The following is an 18,277-nucleotide window of genomic DNA, read 5'->3' on the forward strand; positions in this document are numbered from 1 at the left end:
GACTATCGCCTCACGGCCGCGAGCAGCGAGTCGAACGCCGCGTTGGCGATGCTGATGATCTGCGCCGCCGCCTGGTAGGACTGCTGGAACTTGAGCAGGTTGGCCGCTTCCTCGTCGAGATTGACGCCGGACACCGCATCGCGCTCGGTCTGCAGCTGATTGTCGATGGCCTGCTGCGCACCCAGGGTGTATTCGGCCTGGCGGGCAATGCCGCCGAACTGCGAGGTCATTTCGCTGAGCGCGGCGGTCAGGTTCTGGTTGCCGCCGTTGAACAGGCCGACGTTGCCGACGTTCGCCAGCAGGCGGGCATTGCCGTTGTCACCCGAGCGCGCGCCCATCGGCCCGAAGTTGAACTGGTCGCCGACCGCCGGCGTACCGTCGAGCGTGACCTGCCAGCCGTTGATCGCGATGGTGTCGCCCGGCGTGTACGGAAACGCACCAGCGCCGTTGACCGAGTAGATGCCGGGCGCGGTGAACTCGATGGTCACCGGCGCCTGCAGGTTGGGGTCGCTGGGATCGACGATGCTGAGCGGCCCGAGAATACCGTTGCCGGTATTGCCCAAGGCAGCGCTGGAGCGCACCGGCAGGGCCGCAGCGATCCGGTTTGGATCGGTCATCGCCATCGCCATCTGGCGGGCGGCGTCGGAGCCGGTGCGCACCAGGATGTCGTCGCCCACTGCCGGCACGCCGTTCACTTCCAGGCTCACCCCTTCGACGATGAAGGGATCGCCGGCGGTGCCGGTGCCGGTCATCGGCAGCGATGCGCCGGTCGAGGCCAGCCGCGCCTGCCAGTTGGTGCCGTCCCAGCGCAGCACGATGTCGCGCCCGCTCATCGCGCCGACATCGCTGATGCCGGTGGTGAAGTTGGCGGTGCCGCCATTGTTGATCGAGGGCAGCGTCGAGGGCACGATCGGGCGGAAGAAATCGGTGCCGGCATTGCCGTTGAAGTCGACGCCGGCGCGCTGCTGCGCGTTGAAGGACTCGGTGAGACCAATTGCCATGCGGCCGAGCTGGGCGAGTGCCGGGTCGATGACCTGGTTGCGGAAATTGAACAGGCCCGCAAGCTCGCCGCCCAAGCCCGCGGTCGGCAGGCTGGTGACGCCCAGCGGGCTGGTGATGCTGAGCTGCTGGCGGTCGAGCCGGAACGGGTCGCGGGTCACCGAAATCGTCTGGCTGTTGTTGCCCAGCACCAGGCTGGCGCCGGACGCGGTCTGCACGTTGAGCGCGCCGTCGTCCTGCTCGAAGGTGATGACGCCGATCTTGGCCGACAGCTGGCGCACGGCCTGGTCGCGCGCGTCGAGCAGATCATTCGGCGGCTGGTTGAACTCGCCGCGGGCGCGCACGATGTCGCGGTTCAGGCGGGCGATCTGCGCGCTCAGGCTGTTGACCTCGTCGACGGTGTTGCCGATGCGCTGGCCGGTTTCAAGATCGAGCTGGTTGAGCTGGTTGGCCTGGGTGCGGAAGCGCGCGGCGGCGTTCTCGCCGCCATCGAGCATGGCCTGGCGCGCCGCGGCAGAGGTCGGCTCGGTGGCCACGCCCTGCGCGGAGTCGAAGAAGTCCGAAATGGGCCGCGACAGCGAGGTGCCGGACTCGCTGACCACGCGATCGACGCGATTGGCCAGCCCGGACAGCACCTGCAGCCGGCCAAGTTCGGAGGCGCTGGAGTCCAGCCGCGAGATCAGGAAGGTGTTCAGCAGGCGGTTGACGCCGCTGATCTGCACGCCCGCGCCGAGGAAGCCGAAGCCCTGGCCCTGGCCGATGCGCGCCGAGAACTCGACGCGCTGCCGGGTGTAGCCGGGCGTCGAGGCATTGGCGACGTTGTTGCTGGCCGTGGCCATGGCCCGCTGGAAAGCCAGCAGGGCGGACGTGCCTATCGAAAACGGATCGGACATGGGGTCACCTCTACCGCCTTAGCGGCCAGGACGCGCCGGACTTGAGGGCGGCGGTGGGCGCCCGCATTCAGCCGCGCAGGCCAAGGACTGGATCGGTCGAGCCCTGCAGGTTCTGCGCCAGCGCGGGCGCGCCGAGCGCAGACCCGTTCGCGGCCAGGGCCTCGATGGCGCGATTCAGGCGCGGGCCGTGGGCGATCGCGGTGAGCTTCTGCGCGTACTGCGGGTCTGTGGCGTAGCCGGCGCGCTGCAGGGCGAAGGCATAGGCCTGGTTGTTGCCGGCCACCTGCAGCGCGGACGCATAGCGCGGGCTGCCGCGCAGCAGGGCCACATAGTCGCTGAAGCTCTGCTCGACGCTGTCATAGGTGCGGAACTCGGCGCGCTCGGCCTGCATGCGGCCCTCGCGGAACTCCTGGGTCAGGTGGCTGGCGCGCTCGCCGCTCCAGCTGCGCCCGGCCTTGATGCCGAACAGGTTGTTGCCGGCCTCGCCGTCGCGCGCGGCCGGCACGTGGCGGCCCCAGCCGGTCTCCAGCGCAGCCTGGGCGACCAGCATGCGCGGATCCACGCCCAGCGCCTGCGCGGCGCGCTGCGCATAGGGCCAGATCCGCTCGACGAACTGCTCGGGCGTCGATTTCGCGCCCTCGCGAGCGCCTGCCACTGCTGTGGCTTCGCGCGCGACCGGCCCGGCGTGGGGCTGGGTTTCAGCGCCGCGCTTCGGCTGCGGCCGCACGGGCTCCGCGCGCGGCGGCTGCGGCTGCGCGTCGAAGCGCAGGCCATGCTCACGCTCGAAGCGCTGCGCCGGCATGACCCGCGCATAACCCTCCAGTGAGTAGGCCTGGCCCGGGCGTGCCTGCAGCGACAGCGGCGCCGCCTCGGCGGGGCGCCCTTCCAGTGCAGCCTGCTGCTGGCGCAGCGAGCGCTCGATCAGCGGCGCCAGGCCGAAGCCTGCGCCCTGGCTCGCACTCTTCACCACCTCGCGATCGTGCATCTCGCGGAACAGGCCGGACTGGCCCGGGAACAGCGCGTCAGCGTCACCGAGCGAGGACTCGCGCATGGTCTTGAGCATCTGCTCGACGAACAGGGCCTCGAACTGGCGCGCGGTGTCCGCGAGCTTGTCGCCGGCCTTGGGCGCGGCCGGCGCCGAGGTCGCCAGCCGGTTCATCAACGCCAGGTCAGGGATGCGCGATTCCATGGCGGCCGTGCCTCAGATGATTTCCAGCTCGGCGCGCAGCGCGCCGGCCTGCTTCAGGGCTTCGAGGATGGCGATCAGGTCGCCCGGCGCGGCGCCGACCTCGTTGACCGCGCGCACGATCTCCTCCAGCGAGGTGCCGCCCTGCATCAGCACCATGCGGCTCTCCTTCTGCTCGACCTGCACATTGCTGGCCGGCACTGCCACGGTCTCGCCGCCGGCCAGCGGGTTCGGCTGGCTGACCTCGACGCGCTCGGCAATGCTCACGGTCAGCGAGCCGTGCGCCACCGCGGCCGGCATCACCCGCACGCCGGCGCCGATCACGATGGTGCCGGTGCGCGCGTTGACCACGACCTTGGCCGGGGCGTCGCCCTGGGTCAGCTCGAGATTCTCCAGCTGGGCCATGAAGCCGACCCGCGCCGAGACGTCGAAAGGCGCACGCACCGCCACGCTGCCGCCGTCCACCGCGCGGGCGGTCTCCGGGCCATAGGTACGGTTGACCACGTCGACCAGCCGCTGGACCGTGGTGAAGTCGGCGCGATGCAGGTCGAGGACCAGCTCCTCGCCGTTGCTGCTGAGGCCGTCGGGCACCGCGCGTTCGACGATGGCGCCATTGGGAATGCGTCCGGCGCTGGGCACGTTCACCGAGATCCGCGAGCCGTCACTGCCCTGCGCGCCGAAGCCGCCGACCACCAGATTGCCCTGGGCGATCGCATACACCTCGCCGTCGGCGCCCTTCAGCGGCGTCATCAGCAGCGAGCCACCGCGCAGGCTGCCGGCATTGCCGAGCGAGGACACGGTGATGTCGATGGTCTGGCCGGGCTTGGCGAACGGCGGCAGCTCGGCGTGGATGGCGACCGCAGCGACGTTCTTCAGCTGCGGGTTGACGCCGGGCGGGATGGTTACGCCCAGCTCGTTGAGCATGGTCTTCAGGCTCTGCACGGTGAAGGGCGCCTGCGAGGTCTGGTCGCCGGTGCCGTTCAGGCCCACCACCAGACCGTAGCCGATCAGCGGATTGCTGCGCACGCCGTTGACCCGGGCGATGTCCTTGACCCGCTCGGCGGCGGCAGGCGTGGCAGCGAACAGCAGGCCGATGAGTGCGGCGGAGAACAGACGGCGCATGGCGGGCCTCACATCGGGAACGCAGCGGACTGGAAGAAGCGCGTCAGCCAGCCCTGTGCATTCGCCTGGGCGAGGCTGCCGCGACCGCGGTAGGCGATCTGCGCATCGGCGACGCGCGAAGACGAGATCGTGTTGTCCGGGCCGATGTCGGCCGGGCGCACGATGCCCTGGATCTGGATGTGCTCGTTGGCCTGGTTGATGCGGATCCACTTCTGCCCGCGCACCACCAGATAGCCGTTGGGCAGGCGCTCGGCGACGGTGACGGTGACATTGCCGTCGAGACGATTGCTCTGGGTGGAATTGCCGCTGCCCTCGAACTCGCTCTCAGCGCCGAGCTCGGAATCCAGCGTGCGGCCGCCGATGGTGGCGGGCGCGCCGAACAGGCGTGGCGCGGGCACGGCGACATTCGAGCCCTTCGATGTATTGGTGCTGGAGGTCGCACTGGCCTGGGTGCGTTCGACCAGCTGGATGGTCAGGATGTCGCCGACGTTGCGCGCCTTCTGGTCGGCGAACAGCGAGAGCCCGCCGGTGCCGCCACCGCGGTAGATCGCGCCGGGTGCCGGCGTCGGCGCCTGCGCGCTGGTGGGATAGCTGGGCTCGAAACCGGCCGGCGGCAGGCTCGGGCCGCTGGCGGCGCAGGCCGTGAGCAACAGGGCGAGAGTGACAGTGGCGATACGCGCGATCATGGCCAGGCTCACAGGTTGTTGTTCAGATAGGCCAGCATGCCGTCGGTGGTCGAGATGGCCTTGGCGTTCATTTCGTAGGCGCGCTGGGTCTCGATCATGCTCACCAGCTCCTCGACCACGTTGACGTTCGAGCTCTCGAGCGCCCCCTGCTGCAACAGGCCCAGACCATTCAGCCCCGGCGTCGACTGCTGGGCCGGGCCGCTGGCGCCGGTCTCGACGAAGAGGTTCTCGCCCTTGGCCTGCAGGCCCGCGGGGTTGATGAAGTCGGTCAGGCTGACGTTGCCGATCTGGATCGGCTGGGCCTGGCCGGCGAGCTGCACCGAGACCGTGCCGTCGTTGCCGATGGTCACGCTCTGCGCACCTTCGGAAACCTGGATGCCCGGCTGCAGGGTGTAGCCCGAGGCCGTGACCATCTGGCCCTGGTTGTTGATCTGGAAGCTGCCGTCGCGGGTGTAGGCGGTGCTGCCATCAGGCAGCAGCACCTCGAAGAAGCCGCGGCCGTTGATGGCGAGATCCAGCGCATTGCCGGTCTGCAGCAGGTTGCCCTGGATGAAGTTCTTCTGGGTCGAGACCACGCGCACGCCGGTGCCGGTGGTCAGGCCGGAGGGCAGCTCGGTCTGCTGCGAAGACGCTCCGCCCGGCTGGCGGATGTTCTGGTACAGCAGGTCCTCGAAGCTGGCGCGGCCGCGCTTGAAGCCCGTCGTGTTGACGTTGGCGAGGTTGTTCGAGGTGACCGTCATACGCGTCTGCTGCGCATCGAGACCGGTCTTGGCAACCCACAGGGACTGGAACATGGCTGTACTCCGGAACTTCGGGGCGGGCGGCTCAGCCGCCCATCCGCAGCAGGCTGTTGCTGGCGCGGGCGTTTTCGTCCGCGGTCTTGATCGAGCGGATCTGCATCTCGAAGCTGCGCGAGAGTTCGATCATCTTCACCAGCGCATCGCTGGCATTGACGTTGCTGCCTTCGAGCACGCCGGTGATCAGCACCGCGCCGCCCACGGGCGCGGCGGGCTCGCCGTCGCTGCGGCGGAACAGGCCGTCCGGCCCGCGGCTGATGTCCGCGGCAGGCGCTTCGACGACTTTGATGCGGGCGACGATGGCCTGGGTCTCGGGGCCCTGCCCCAGCGGCACGATCGAGAGGCTGCCGTCGCCAGCGATTTCGAGCTTGGCGTGCGGCGGAATCGCGATCGGCCCGTTCTCGCCCAGCACCGGTCGGCCGCCTGCCGTGGTCAGCAGACCGTTCTGGTTGACCTGCAGCTCGCCGCCGCGGGTGTAGGCCTCGTTGCCCTCGCCGTCGGCCACCGCCAGCCACAGGCCTTCGCGCAGGGCGATGTCGGTGTCCTTGCCGGTCGACAGCAGCGGGCCCATGCGGTTGTCGAAACCGCCGTCGACGCCGGTGGCGTCGTAGCGCGACTTCAGCCCGTGGCCCTCGATCCTGAAGGTCTCGGTATGCGACAGCAGCGCCCTGAAGCCGGGCGTGCTGACATTGGCGAGGTTCTGCGACACCGCCCCCTGCGCACGCAGGGTGCTGGCGGCACCGGTCATCGCGACGTAGAGGGATTTGTCCATGGCGCCGGCTCCGTCCTTTCAGCGATCAGCGGATGTTGATCACGGTCTGGGTGATCTGGTCGGCGGTCGAGATCATCTGCGCGTTGGCCTGGAAGTTGCGCTGCGCATTGATCATCTCGACCAGCTGTTCGGTGATGTCGACGTTCGAGGCCTCCAGCGCACCCGCCTGCAGCAGGCCAAGGTTGGCGCTGCCCGGCGCGCCGCGCTGCGGCTGGCCGGACTCGCTGGTCTCGCCCCAGCTGGTGTCGCCCAGCTTCTGCAGGCCCTGCACGTTGGAGAAGCCGGTCATCGCGATCTGCCCCAGCGGAATCGCCTGGCCGTTGGTGTAGCGGGCCGAGACGATGCCGTCCTCGGAGATGTCGAGGTTCGACAGGCGACCGGTCGGATAGCCGTCCTGCACCAGGCGGTTCACCGAAAAGGTGCTGCCGTACTGGGTCGACTCGCCGAGCTGGAGTTCGAGGGTGATCGGATTGGCGCCCGAGGTCGGCGTGTACGGCGGCAGGGTGATGTTGCCGGTGGCCGGTGTGATGAGCTCGCCGGTCGGACCGTACTCCAGAACGTCAGGGCCGCTGACCGCGGTGCCGTCGATCTGGGTGTAGAGCTCCCACTCGCCGGGGTTGGCGGTCTTGACGTAGTAGAAGGTCGCGTTGTGCGAGACGCCCAGCGAGTCGTACACCGTCACCGTGGTCGCGAAGTTGTAGGTCTGCGAGTCGGCCGGATCGAAGGGCGCCAGCGTCGGCGGCACCGCGTCGGCCGGGAGGTTGGTGCCGATCTCGACGGTCGAGCTGGCCAGCGGCGGGGCTTCGCCGAGCGCGAGGCGCAGGTCGGCCAGCTGACCGTTGTTGAAGCCGGTGATCTGGCCCGAGGCCGAGACGGTCGGCGGGAACACCTGCAGACGGTCACCGACCGGGTTCACCACGTAGCCGGCGCGGTCCACGCCGAAGTTGCCGGCGCGCGAGTAGACGACTTCGCCACCGCGGTTCAGGGTGAAGAAGCCGTTGCCCGAGATCGCCATGTCCAGCGCGTTGTCGGTGAAGTTGATCGTGCCCTGGGCAAACTGCTGGGCGATGTTGGTGACGCGCACGCCGGCGCCCACTGCGTTTCGCTGCAGGCCGTAGCCGGAGTTCGCGAAGAGATCGCCGAACTCGGCGCGCGAGCGCTTGAATCCGACGGTGTTGACGTTGGCGATGTTGTTGGCCGTGGTGTTCAGGCCGGAGGCGGCGGCATTGATGCCGCTCAGTGCGATGCGGAAGCTCATGGCGTGGGTCCTCGTGCGGCCGGTCAGGCCTGTCCGATGCGGGTAATGCGGTCAAAGGTGGTCGGGCCGACGCCGACCAGGTTCAGAACCACCCCTTGCGAGGTGTAGGAAACACTGTCGATGCGGGTGGCCACCTGGACCTGGGCCGCCTTGGTGTTCTGCTTGGCGGTGATCCGGTATTCGCCCTGCGCAGCCGCCTGGCCATTGGCGTTCAGGCCGTCCCAGGTGAAGTCGGCGAGGCCGCCGGCAGCGGCTTCGACGACGAAGCTGCGGACCAGCTGGCCGCCTGGCGTGCGCACCTCGACCGTGATCGGGCCCGGGCCGTCGGCCTTGAGCGAGCCCTGCACGCCGGATTCGCCCTCAAGAGTGGCGATGTCGGTGCCGATATAGGCGGTACGACCGACCATGGAGGCCGCCTGCAGGGCCTGCGACTCGCCCATCAGATACGACAGATTGTTCAGCCCCATGTTCATCTGCTCGATGCCCTTGACGGTCGAGAACTGGGCCATCTGGCCGATGAACTCGCCCTGGTCCATGGGCTTCAGCGGGTCCTGGTTCTTCAGCTGTTCGGTCATCAGGCGGAGGAAGTCCTCCTGCCCCATCTCGGTCCGCCGCTGCGGACCGATCGAGCCCTGCTGCCTCACGCCCAGCTGGGTGTACATGTCGGCGGCGTTGACGCTCATGGCATTGCTCCGGTGTCGAAGGCGCGCGGTCAGCGGCCCAGGTTGAGGGTGGCGAGCGCGAGTTCCTTGCCCGTGTTGAGCATCTCCACGTCGGCCTGGTAGGCGCGCGCGGCCGAGATCATGTTCACCATCTGCGCCACCGGATCGATGTCCGGCGCGTACACATAGCCCTGCGGATCGGCCAGCGGGTTGCCGGGCTCGTAGCGCTTCAGCGGTTCGGCCTGGCCTTGTTCGATGCGCTCGACGCGCACGCCGGCCAGCCCCGGCTGCGTGGCATTGAGCACCTGGCTGCTGAACACCGGCTCGACCGGCTTGTAGACCGCCTGCGGATCGCCGGTGACGTTGCCGGCGTTGGCGAGGTTGCTGGCGACCGTGTTCAGCCGCACCGACTGCGCGGCCATGGCCGAACCGGCGATATCGAAGATCTTCATCGAAGGCATGGCGACTAGCTCCCGGTGATCGCGGTCATCAGCTTGCGCACGCGACCGTCGACGAAGCTCAGGCTGGCGCGGTACTCCAGCGCGGCGCGGGCGAACGCGGCCTTCTCGAACTCGGCGTCGACCGTGTTGCCGTCGAGACTGGGCTGCAGCGGCAATCGATACACCAGGCCATCCGGCCCGACCTCGGTGATACCGCCCTGGTGGCCCGGCTGTGTCTGCGCAGGGGTACCCGGCGGTGATTCGCCCATCGCGCGCTGCAGGGCGGCGTGGAAATCCACGTCGCGCGCCTTGTAGTGCGGCGTGTCGGCATTGGCGATGTTCGAGGCCAGCACCTCAAGGCGCTGCTGGCGCAGGCTGAGCGCCGCGCCATGCACGCCGAACAGGCTGCCGCCGGTGACTGGATTGGAGTCGCTCATCTCCGCTGCTCCGCAATGCCCGCTGCCAGGCTCGCGGGATTAGCGGCAAGAGCTGTGCCAGAGGTTTCGCCGGACTTCTGACGTCATTTTTGTGGCGCCACTCTCGACCGCACGCAGCTCAGGCTTCGTCGGTGAGGCCAAGCATCTCGAAGCGGTCCAGCACGCCCTCGGCCAGATCGTCCGGGCTGAACTTGGCGACGAAGGCGTTGGCGCCAACGTGCTCGACCATGGCCGTGTTGAAGATGCCGGACAGCGAGGTGTGCAGCATCACCCACAGATCGGCGAGGTCCGGATCGCGGCGGATCTCGGTGGTCAGGGTGTAGCCGTCCATGTCCGGCATCTCGATGTCGGAGATGACCATCGCGTAGTGCTCGGACGGCTTGATGCCGCGCTTGGCGAGGTCCTTCAGGTGATTGAGGGCGCGACGTCCATCCGGCAGCAGCACGCAGCTGGCGCCGAGCGTCTCGACCACACCCTGGATCTGGTGCTGGGCCACCCTCGAGTCGTCGACGATCAGCACCCGGATGCTGGCGCCGGCGATGGCCTGCAGCCGCATTTCTTCCGAGAGCTGCGGCGCCCCGCCGATGACTTCGGCCAGCACCTTCTCGACGTCGATGATCTGGATCAGCTCCTCGTTGTAGCGGGTGACCGCCGTGAGGTAGGAGCCACCGCTGCTGTCCGGAGGCGGCTTCACGTTCTCCACCGCGATATTGACGATGCGCTCGACCGCGCTGACCAGGAAGCCCTGCACGGAGCGGTTGAATTCGGTGACCACGAGATAGTCCGAGCGATCGAGGCTGGACTCGGGATGGCGCACCGCGGCGCCGAGATCCAGCACCGGGATCGAGCGCTTGCGGATATCGGCGAGGCCCAGCAAGGGCGGACGCGACTGCGGCAGGGGCTGCAGCGGCGGGCGCTTCAACACCTCCTGCACCTTGAAAACATTGACGCCAAAAAGCTGGCGCCCCCCGAGACGGAACAGCAGTAGGGCCAGCCGATTGTGGCCGGCCAGTCGGGTGCGCTGTTCGATGCGGTCCAGCAGATCGGTGCTCATGGACTCTCTTGTGCCGTCCTCCGGCGCCACCCACGGGCGGCGCAGCCACGGGAAGCACGCTGCGGACCTGGGCCCGCGCGCGCCCTGAAAACGCCGCGATTCAACCACTTGCACCACTCCGCCAGGGGAGTGGCGCGGCCCCCTTGGTGCGGCCGCAGGGATCGCAGCCCGGCGTGCGCCGCGCGCCGGAAGGCCGCCCGGTTCGCGTCGCCGGACGCGTGCAAGGACTGCGCCGCCAGCGCCTGTCGTCGAGCCAGGGCAGCGGCATGCCCCTTGCACCGTCGGGCTCGGATCCTCCCATTCCGGCACGCCCATGCCCCGTCTCCTGCTGACGCTATGCCTGCTGGTCCTGCTCTACGCACAGGCAGCGCCCGTTTGTGCCTCCGGCTATGAGCCGGTCGAACGCATCGCCGCTGCGGCAGTCGCCGCGGTAGCACCGGACGCGGACGTGCAGCCCGGCGTCCGCGCGGAAGCCGCCATCGATCCGGGGCTGCGCATGCCGGAATGTACGCAGGGCCTGAGCGCGCACGTCGGCAACCGGGGCGTGGCCGAGGTGGCCTGTGCCGGCCCCATGGCCTGGAGGCTGTTCGTGCCTGTGAAGGTGTCACGACTGGGCGACACCCTGGTGCTCACGCGGCCGCTGGCCGCGGGGCAAACCCTGACCGCCGACCTCCTGCGCGTCGAAACACGCGATCAGGCGGGTCTGGCAGCGGGCGCGCTGGAACGGCCCGAACAGGCGATTGGCCGCGTCAGCGCCCGCGCCCTATCGGCGGGCAGCGCCCTGCTCGCCTCAGACCTGCGCTCGCCGCGTCTGGTCAAGCGCGGAGACCAGGTGACCTTGATTGCCCGACGTGGCGGGCTGGAAGTTCGCAGCCTGGGCCGGGCGCTGGCAGACGCCGGCGAGGCGGAGCAGGTCAATGTCGAGAACAGCAGCTCGCGCCGCCAAGTCCGGGGCGTGGTCAATGCGCGCGGCGAAGTGGAAATCGGCCAGTGAGCCCCCGAGCGAGCCGAGCACACGGCAACGCCATGCAGACTGCATCGCAATGGCTGCGGCTTGAGCATCAGGGGAGCTCGCCCGAGCGCCGCGAACACGCCCTAAAGTTCCCGCCAGCGCGGCCGCTATCCAGTGCGTACCGCGGGATCTGGAGCACATCATGAACAGCAAAATCGACGGCGTAGGCAGCGCGATTGGCGGCGCCCGCCTTGAGCCACAGGTGCGTCGCCCCGGCAGCCCCGGCCAGGAATCAGTGGGTGCGGTCAGCGCGGCCGCACCGCTGCGGCTCGATGACGACTCGGTCCAGCTGAGCGCGGGAGCGAACCTGGGCAGTGCGCCCGGCATCGACACCGCGCGCGTCGAGAGCCTGCGCGCACAGATCGAGGCGGGGCGCTACACGGTCGATCCGCAGGCCGTGGCAGCCCGCCTGCTGGACATCGAGGGCAGCCTGAAGTGAATGCCAGCGAGGCCCTCTCAGAGCTGATGCGGGCGCTGGCGTGCGAGCGCGATGCCCTGGTGGCTCTGGATGGCGATGCGCTGCGCAGCGCCGGTGAGGCCAAGCTCGCGGCGCTGGATGCCGTTGGCGCCTGCCTCGGAGCGGGCGCTCCGCCTGCCGAGTTCGAAGGCCCGCTCCGCCACGCCTACGAACAGCACCAGGCGAATGCCGAGCTGTTGCTGAAACGTCGTCAGGAGACCGGTTGGCTCTTGAAGATGCTGGGTGCCGTCGATCCGGCGACCGCCTACGATGCCAGCGGCGATCGACGCGACTCCGCGGTCACACGTCGGATTGCAGAGGCATAGGGCTTGCAGCCTGACCGGCGCGCGTGACCGCGCCGTCCCCATCGACCCGCGGTCCTCCCTTTGCCGCCCATGGGTCACTGCCTTGAACGTTTCTTCCTCCCCGCCCGACACCTCCGGCGCCTCGTCCAGCCTTGAGACGAGACTTGCGCGCGGTCCCGCGCCACTGGACAGTGGCGTCGCATTTCCGGCGCAGGAGGCGCGCATGGCCAAGGCTACCGACTCGTCCACGGAGCTGCTGCCGCTGATCAAGGTCGTAGCGGACAACAGCCAGAATCCGATCTTCCTCATCGACCGGGAACTGGAGATCCTGTACGCGAACCGCGCGGCGCACGCGATCACAGTGCAGATCGCGGTGGGCTCAGGCCGTCAGCCTTCGACCCGGCGGATCAGTGAGCTGCATCCGGATCTGCTGCCCTCCTTCGCCCTCGAAATGGCGGCCAGCGCTGGCGAATGGAACGGCGAGGTTGCGCTGCCTCTTGGACAGCGGCGCCCGCTTGTTCTGATGCTGCAGATCAGTGCGATTCGCACAGCCGATGGCGGTCTGCAGTGCTTCGGTGTATCGGCTCGGGACATCAGCTTCGAGTACGCACGCAAGACCGAACTTCAGGCGCGCAACGCCGAACTGGAAGTCGCCTATCGCAAGCTGAAAGGCGCGCAGGAGCAGCTGCTGCAGTCCGAGAAGCTGGCATCGATCGGCCAGCTGGCTGCCGGCGTGGCCCACGAAATCAACAACCCGATCGGCTATGTGCACTCCAACCTGGCCACCCTGCAGGAGTACAGCAAGCATCTGCTGACCCTGATCGATGCCTATGACCGCGCTCTGGGCGCCAGCGACCCTGAACGGGCCCGCGGCGAAGTGCGCGACCTCCGCCAGCGTCTGGACATCGAATTCCTGCAGGGCGACCTGCCGCAGCTGATCGAAGAGTCGCGCGAGGGCATCGAGCGGGTTCGCAAGATCGTGCAGGACCTGAAGGATTTCTCGCGCAGCGATGCGCGCGACAAGTTCGTCAAGGCCGACATCCATCGCGGCCTCGACAGCACGCTCAACATCATCTGGAACGATCTGAAGTACAAGGCGCAGGTCGTCAAGACCTTCGGCGAGATCCCGCAGATCGAATGCATCCCGTCCGAGCTCAACCAGGTGTTCATGAACATTCTGTTGAACGCGGGACAGGCGATCGCAGAACGCGGCATCGTGACGGTCAGTACCAGCGTCGACGGCGACTCGGTCGTCATTGCCATCGGCGACGACGGCGTCGGCATACCAGAAGACGTCCTGCCGCGGATTTTCGATCCCTTCTTCACCACCAAGCCGGTGGGCACAGGAACTGGCCTGGGTCTTGCAATCTCTTACGGGCTGATCAAGAAACACCACGGCACGATCGACGTGACCAGCACGCCCGGAGAAGGCACGCTGTTCCTGATTCGTCTCCCCATCACGCAACCCAAGATCGAAGGCGAAGAGCCATGAGCACAGAAGCTGGCGTGTATCGCGTACTGCTCGTGGACGACGAAGCCAACGTGCTCAATGCGCTGCGGCGCTGCCTGTCGTTCATCAACATCGACATGCTCGGGGGCGAAGGCATCCAGGTGGAGACGCACACCTCGGCGGAGCAGGCGCTGGAGCGCATGGAGTCCGAGGATTTCGACCTGGTGATCAGCGATTACCGCATGCCGGAGATGAGCGGCGTCGAGTTCCTGTCGCGGGCGATCGAGCTGCAGCCGCATGTGGCACGCATGATCCTCTCCGGCTATGCCGATCGCGACGCCATTCTCGCCTCGATCAACGAGACCCAGGTGTCACGCTTCCTCTGCAAGCCGTGGGACGATGGCGAACTGCGCAACCTCATCGCCACCACGCTTGTGCAGTCACGCATCATCCGCGAGGCCTTGACTCGCGCCTCGTCGGCCAAGCAGACGGCTGCGACCGGGCGCATGACGGTCGCCAGCGAGCTCGACAAGCTGGAGTCAGAGTTCCCCGGCATCACGCGCATCCAGCGTGCCGAGGATGGCGGCATCATCCTGTCGTTGGATGACGACCTGTAGATTCAGATGATCGACTGACAGTCGGCCGAAAGCGCACTTTTGATCGTGTCGCGAGCAACGCTCGCCGTGAACTCGCAGCGTGCGCATTCGCAGAAGCGCTGAACCACAGTGCAGATCCCGACCCGCGGCGTCGGCCCTCGCGGTTGACGCCCAGCGTGCCCGACGCCCATGGCTGGCTACGCGCCGCATGTCTTGTGCTTTCAGGGTCCGCTGACTCCTGCCATATCCCTTCGGTCCGCACGAACGGCTGCGCCTGACTGTCGTTCCGGCCATATGCAGACCGAGTGCCTGCACTGTGCGCGGCTGCCGCGCGCCTTCCAGGCAAGCACAAAAGGAAAGGGCGCCCGAAGGCGCCCTTTCCTCTAACACTGTGCTGCGATTACTGGCCGCGGCGGAAGCCGACGAAGGCCAGACCCAGACCCGCCAGCAGGGCGATCAGGGCAATCTGCGACCAGGTCGAGCTGGCCGGCACGACGGCCGGGCGCGGCACCGGCGGCGGGAAGGTGCTGCCGGTCGAACTGTAGTTGAACACGAACGGACCGCCCGGCACATTGCTGGTGCAGGACACGGTGCCGGTCGAGGTCACGCCATCACCCGGAACCGCGCAGGCGACAGTGACGGTCTGCGAGGCGCCGACCGCCAGGCCGGTGGCGGTGCCGCCGGAGACGATCGAGACGATGCCACCACCGGTGCAGGTGAAGTCCAGAGCCGAATTAGCGCCGGCATTGCCGTTGTTGGTAATGGTGATCTGGCGCTGCACGGAATCGCCCGCCTGGCCGTTGCAGAGAATCGGCGCGGCCGGAGCGGGGTTCGGAGCCGGCGAAGCGCCGAAGCCCGGGCCCGGAACCGGCGTGCCCTGCGGGCAGCTCAGCGGCCAGGTGCGAGCAGCACCCGGAGCCGGCGTGTTGGAGTCGGTCTCGGTGCAGGTCAGGGTCGCAGTCGCCGCACCACCCGTGTTCGGCAGGGTGCAGGACAGCGGCAAAGAGCCACTGGCGCCAGCGGCCACAGTGATGTCAGCCGGCGGCGTGCCGAAGGCAGCAGCGCCTGCACCGGTGATGGTGCAACCGGTGACCGTGCCCGAACCCACGGTGCCGCCAGCAGCCACGGCGATCGAGGTGTTGGACGTGGTGAAAGCGGTACCACCCGGGAAGGTCACCGTCGCGCCAGGAGCGGGCGTGAAAGCCAGAGTGACGTCCGGCGGAGCGGTGCCGATGATGACCGAGCCGTTGTTCAGCGTCGTCGGAATGACGGCGAACCCGGGGTCATAAAAGAAACTACCGTTGATCGGATCCGCGTTGAACACGAGCGGAGAGCCGGGTGCCGGCACCGACACTCCGAGCACGTTGAAGTTGATCGTGACGGTCGTGCCGTTGGCAACAGGGCTGAAAGCGCCACAGCTGACTCGGTTGGCGACAGAAACGTTACAGGTCAGATTCGCGTCGGACGAAGTGGCCGACGTTGCGGTCAAGTGAGTGCCTGTGTAATCCAAGACAAGCTGCACGCCGCCGATAGCGACGCCGTTTGTGTTCAACGTCAGCGTGGAAACATGCCCCGTGGTGTTGATGACGGCGCTCGTGTTGGACGCAGTAAATGACTGCGCCATAACCGCCGGAGCTGAAAGCAAAGCAAGCAGACTAGCGCCTGCAAGTGTGCCCAGCGATACGCGACTCTTCATGGTTTTTCTCCGCTCCAGAAAATGTATCTTGACGATTACAAACTAGCGGGCTCCCGTCAGGAGCCCGCCTGGGTTCGTTCAGCGAACCACTTGGTCTTGCGACGAAATGATCTCAGCATCCGCGTTGATCATTTCCAGCTGGTCGACGGTAAATTGTGCCTTTGCTGCGCCCGCGGGGAGACTGAGGCTACCGAGCGATACCACGCCCGCCGGGAGCACAGACTTTCCACTCGCCAGCGCAGAGAAGTAGATACCGTCCTCGTTCTGCCGACACTGCCCAGAGAATCCTTTCGGCAAATCCGACAGACACTTGGACACGTCAACGCTCCCGAGCTTCATCTGCTCCGAGCTGCGGAGAATGAACTGGAAACCGGACACGTCGCCTGCCGAAGCAAGGTCAAGCGTCACTGCCACTTGACCCGACTTGCTCTGAGTCTCGCCCTGGGTGACTACAAGCTCCGCTGCAAAGGCAACTCCGGAGAGGAGGAGTGCCACTCCGGCGAAGATAAACTTGGACTTGGTGAACATTGCTAGCACTCCGGGTGTTCAGGAAGAGGGGCAGGCGCCTTGGCCAGCCAGAAACAGGTTTTGAACCAAGCCAGCGTCCGCAATCGTTACCGCGCCGTTCTCGTCATAATCCGGCTGACCGCTGGTGGCGGAGGTAGCGGGGTTGAGGAACTCGTTGCGGATACGTCCAGCATCGGCAATGGTCCGAGCACCGTCGTTGTTGGTGTCGCCACGGCAAAGGCGAGCAATCGGGGTCGTCGACCGAACAGACTCGAAGGAATCAAACTGCAAAGCGCCTGTGCCCGCCCCGATCAGACCAAGGGACGCGGATTCAACCAAGCCAGTGCCCGCAGTTCCGGTTCCCGTCGTAGCAGTCGCAGCGTTATTGCCCTGCACTGACACGCTGAACGAACCGCCATTAACGTTGGTAGCGGTGACCGAATACCAACGGTTAGGCGCAGCATTGATGGGCGCAACACCGCTAGCGCCTGAGAATGTGAACGCGGTGCCGTTGTAGCTCACACCAAACACCTCAGAACCGCCGTTGCTGTTGGCAGTCGTTGCGCTAAAAATCTTGCCCGTGCCGCCGGTGAAGACATAGAACCGAACTTGATAGGTCGCCTCGGCAGCTGGCGTATTGTCAGTCACAAACTGACCAGCCGTGGCGCTCAGCGAGCAAGATTCGGAGTAACGGCGCTGACCAGTCGTCGGACCTGCTGCTGATGTCCCGCTAGCGGCGGACGTGTTGCCGTTCCATGCGTTGATCGTGCACGCCTCCGCCGCGGCGAAGGGAAAGGCCACCAGCATCGCTGCGGCCAGGACACTCTGAGTCAATGCTTTCATTTCCACCCTCTCTGCAGATATGTGTTGCAAGCTACTGATCTGGACGGATTTCGTCCGGACGCCCCCAAGCTCCCGCAAGGCTAGCACAGGTTTTGCGCAACAGGAAACACCTGTTTGCATGAGCGAACGTTCGAAGCCTCGAGCCCCCGAGCCGGGGGATCTCAGGTGTCTTATACGCAGCCGCGCGTCGATTCAGGCCACGTTCGGCGGAACTTTTTTCGATCTGTGGAGGAGCGCACGCTGCGCCGGCCTCACGCCCTGCGCGCACCCTGACTGCGGGCGACCAAGCCCGCGAGTTCGTCCGCACTGAAGCCCGCGGCAAGCCGCGCTGGCGCGTTGAATGGCGGCCGCACCGCGTCGGGCGCGTAGTCGTCCAGCAGCTCCCGGAAGGTCGATCGCGGCTCCCGCCCCTCGCGGTCGCAGCACCATTCGAACCAGCGGCTGCCGGCAGCGACATGCGCCACCTCCTCGCGAAGGATGAGTTCAAGCACGGCGATCGAAGCCTCATCGCCGACGCCGCGCAGGCGCTTGATCATCGCCGGAGTGACGTCGAGCCCGCGCGCTTCGAGCACGCGCGGAACCAGGGCCATGCGCGTCAGGCAATCGTGCGCGGTGCGGCAGGCCATGTCCCAGAGCCCGTTATGGGCCTCGAAATCGCCGTAGGCAGCGCCGAGTTCCGCCATGCGCGCCTGCAGCAGCTGGAAGTGCCGCGCCTCGTCGGCGGCGATGCCGGCCCAGTCACGGTAGAAGGCCAGCGGCATGCCGCGGAAACGATAGACCGCGTCCGCCGCCAGATTGATGGCGTTGAACTCGATGTGGGCGATGGCATGCAGAAAGGCCGCGCGACCCTCCGCGCTGCCCAGCCCACGCTGGGGAAGCTCGCGCGGCGGCACCAGGCGCGGGCGCGGCGGACGCCCTGGCACCGGCAGCTCGATCGGCGGGGTTGAGGCCATCGTCGCGAGTTCGCCGGCGTCAAGTGCTCGCGCCATCGCCGCGGCGAGGGCGCACTTCTCGGCGGGATCCTCGCAGCGCAGCACCTGCAGCGCTGCGGCATGCAGGTCGGCCGCACCACACGCCGGCGCCACGGGTGCCGCAGCCTGCATGG

Annotated in this window: 20 protein-coding genes; 4 read left to right on the forward strand and 16 right to left on the reverse strand. The window is 67.3% G+C overall.

Annotated elements, in window-relative coordinates:
- Positions 1-2 precede the first annotated feature (2 nt).
- The 11 genes from flgK to Q0654_RS04955 form a co-directional block, all read right to left on the reverse strand.
- On the reverse strand, positions 3-1,892 hold the full coding sequence (flgK, locus tag Q0654_RS04905; protein ID WP_298851068.1) for a flagellar hook-associated protein FlgK: 1,890 nt from the start codon (positions 1,890-1,892) through the stop codon (positions 3-5).
- 67 nt (positions 1,893-1,959) lie between these two features.
- Positions 1,960-3,081, reverse strand: a complete 1,122-nt coding sequence (gene flgJ / locus Q0654_RS04910) for a flagellar assembly peptidoglycan hydrolase FlgJ (RefSeq protein ID WP_298851071.1) — start codon at positions 3,079-3,081, stop codon at positions 1,960-1,962.
- A 12-nt stretch (positions 3,082-3,093) separates the two neighbouring features.
- On the reverse strand, positions 3,094-4,200 hold the full coding sequence (locus Q0654_RS04915) for a flagellar basal body P-ring protein FlgI (RefSeq protein ID WP_298851072.1): 1,107 nt from the start codon (positions 4,198-4,200) through the stop codon (positions 3,094-3,096).
- Positions 4,201-4,208: 8 nt separating this feature from the next.
- On the reverse strand, positions 4,209-4,886 hold the full coding sequence (gene flgH / locus Q0654_RS04920) for a flagellar basal body L-ring protein FlgH (RefSeq protein ID WP_298851075.1): 678 nt from the start codon (positions 4,884-4,886) through the stop codon (positions 4,209-4,211).
- Positions 4,887-4,894: 8 nt separating this feature from the next.
- Positions 4,895-5,680, reverse strand: a complete 786-nt coding sequence (flgG, locus tag Q0654_RS04925) for a flagellar basal-body rod protein FlgG (protein ID WP_298851077.1) — start codon at positions 5,678-5,680, stop codon at positions 4,895-4,897.
- Positions 5,681-5,711: 31 nt separating this feature from the next.
- Positions 5,712-6,455: a flagellar basal body rod protein FlgF gene (locus tag Q0654_RS04930; protein WP_298851080.1), complete on the reverse strand. Its 744-nt coding sequence runs from the start codon at positions 6,453-6,455 to the stop codon at positions 5,712-5,714.
- 25 nt (positions 6,456-6,480) lie between these two features.
- A complete protein-coding gene (gene flgE, locus Q0654_RS04935) occupies positions 6,481-7,713 on the reverse strand; it encodes a flagellar hook protein FlgE (RefSeq protein ID WP_298851083.1) in 1,233 nt (410 codons plus the stop codon).
- A gap of 23 nt (positions 7,714-7,736) precedes the next feature.
- Positions 7,737-8,396, reverse strand: a complete 660-nt coding sequence (locus Q0654_RS04940; RefSeq protein ID WP_298851085.1) for a flagellar hook capping FlgD N-terminal domain-containing protein — start codon at positions 8,394-8,396, stop codon at positions 7,737-7,739.
- 29 nt (positions 8,397-8,425) lie between these two features.
- Positions 8,426-8,836, reverse strand: coding sequence for a flagellar basal body rod protein FlgC (gene flgC / locus Q0654_RS04945; protein WP_298851087.1), 411 nt, complete (start codon positions 8,834-8,836; stop codon positions 8,426-8,428).
- Positions 8,837-8,841: 5 nt separating this feature from the next.
- The gene (gene flgB, locus Q0654_RS04950) at positions 8,842-9,252 is read right to left on the reverse strand and encodes a flagellar basal body rod protein FlgB (RefSeq protein ID WP_298851090.1); all 411 of its coding nucleotides are present in this window, start codon (positions 9,250-9,252) and stop codon (positions 8,842-8,844) included.
- Between the two features lie 118 nt (positions 9,253-9,370).
- Complete coding sequence (locus tag Q0654_RS04955) at positions 9,371-10,306, reverse strand: chemotaxis protein (RefSeq protein ID WP_298851092.1); 936 nt, start codon at positions 10,304-10,306, stop codon at positions 9,371-9,373.
- Between the two features lie 328 nt (positions 10,307-10,634).
- Between Q0654_RS04955 and flgA the strand changes: the two genes are divergently transcribed.
- Complete coding sequence (gene flgA, locus Q0654_RS04960) at positions 10,635-11,300, forward strand: flagellar basal body P-ring formation chaperone FlgA (RefSeq protein WP_343230121.1); 666 nt, start codon at positions 10,635-10,637, stop codon at positions 11,298-11,300.
- Between the two features lie 160 nt (positions 11,301-11,460).
- Positions 11,461-11,757, forward strand: coding sequence for a flagellar biosynthesis anti-sigma factor FlgM (gene flgM, locus Q0654_RS04965; RefSeq protein WP_298851096.1), 297 nt, complete (start codon positions 11,461-11,463; stop codon positions 11,755-11,757).
- A gap of 17 nt (positions 11,758-11,774) precedes the next feature.
- Here flgM and Q0654_RS04970 read toward each other — a convergent pair whose 3' ends face one another.
- Entirely contained in the window at positions 11,775-12,311 is a 537-nt protein-coding gene (locus Q0654_RS04970) for a hypothetical protein (RefSeq protein ID WP_298851099.1), read from the reverse strand.
- On the opposite strand from Q0654_RS04970, the gene Q0654_RS04975 reads away from it, so the two are divergent.
- Positions 12,304-13,572 (forward strand): ATP-binding protein, encoded by a 1,269-nt coding sequence (locus Q0654_RS04975; RefSeq protein WP_298851101.1) that lies wholly within the window; start codon positions 12,304-12,306, stop codon positions 13,570-13,572. The genes Q0654_RS04970 and Q0654_RS04975 overlap by 8 nt on opposite strands.
- On the forward strand, positions 13,569-14,147 hold the full coding sequence (locus tag Q0654_RS04980) for a response regulator (protein ID WP_298851103.1): 579 nt from the start codon (positions 13,569-13,571) through the stop codon (positions 14,145-14,147). The genes Q0654_RS04975 and Q0654_RS04980 overlap by 4 nt, the downstream gene beginning before the upstream one ends.
- A gap of 379 nt (positions 14,148-14,526) precedes the next feature.
- On the opposite strand, the gene Q0654_RS04985 is transcribed toward Q0654_RS04980, so the two are convergent.
- The 4 genes from Q0654_RS04985 to Q0654_RS05000 all read right to left on the reverse strand — a co-directional run bounded on the left by Q0654_RS04985 (position 14,527) and on the right by Q0654_RS05000 (position 18,275).
- Positions 14,527-15,822 (reverse strand): hypothetical protein, encoded by a 1,296-nt coding sequence (locus tag Q0654_RS04985; protein ID WP_298851104.1) that lies wholly within the window; start codon positions 15,820-15,822, stop codon positions 14,527-14,529.
- A 78-nt stretch (positions 15,823-15,900) separates the two neighbouring features.
- Complete coding sequence (locus tag Q0654_RS04990; RefSeq protein ID WP_298851105.1) at positions 15,901-16,350, reverse strand: hypothetical protein; 450 nt, start codon at positions 16,348-16,350, stop codon at positions 15,901-15,903.
- An 18-nt stretch (positions 16,351-16,368) separates the two neighbouring features.
- Entirely contained in the window at positions 16,369-17,172 is an 804-nt protein-coding gene (locus Q0654_RS04995) for a dockerin type I domain-containing protein (RefSeq protein WP_298851107.1), read from the reverse strand.
- Between the two features lie 251 nt (positions 17,173-17,423).
- Entirely contained in the window at positions 17,424-18,275 is an 852-nt protein-coding gene (locus tag Q0654_RS05000) for a ferritin-like domain-containing protein (RefSeq protein WP_298851109.1), read from the reverse strand.
- Positions 18,276-18,277 lie beyond the last annotated feature (2 nt).

The sequence above is a fragment of the uncultured Aquimonas sp. genome (genome assembly GCF_937888285.1).
Taxonomy (GTDB): Bacteria; Pseudomonadota; Gammaproteobacteria; order Xanthomonadales; family Xanthomonadaceae; genus Aquimonas.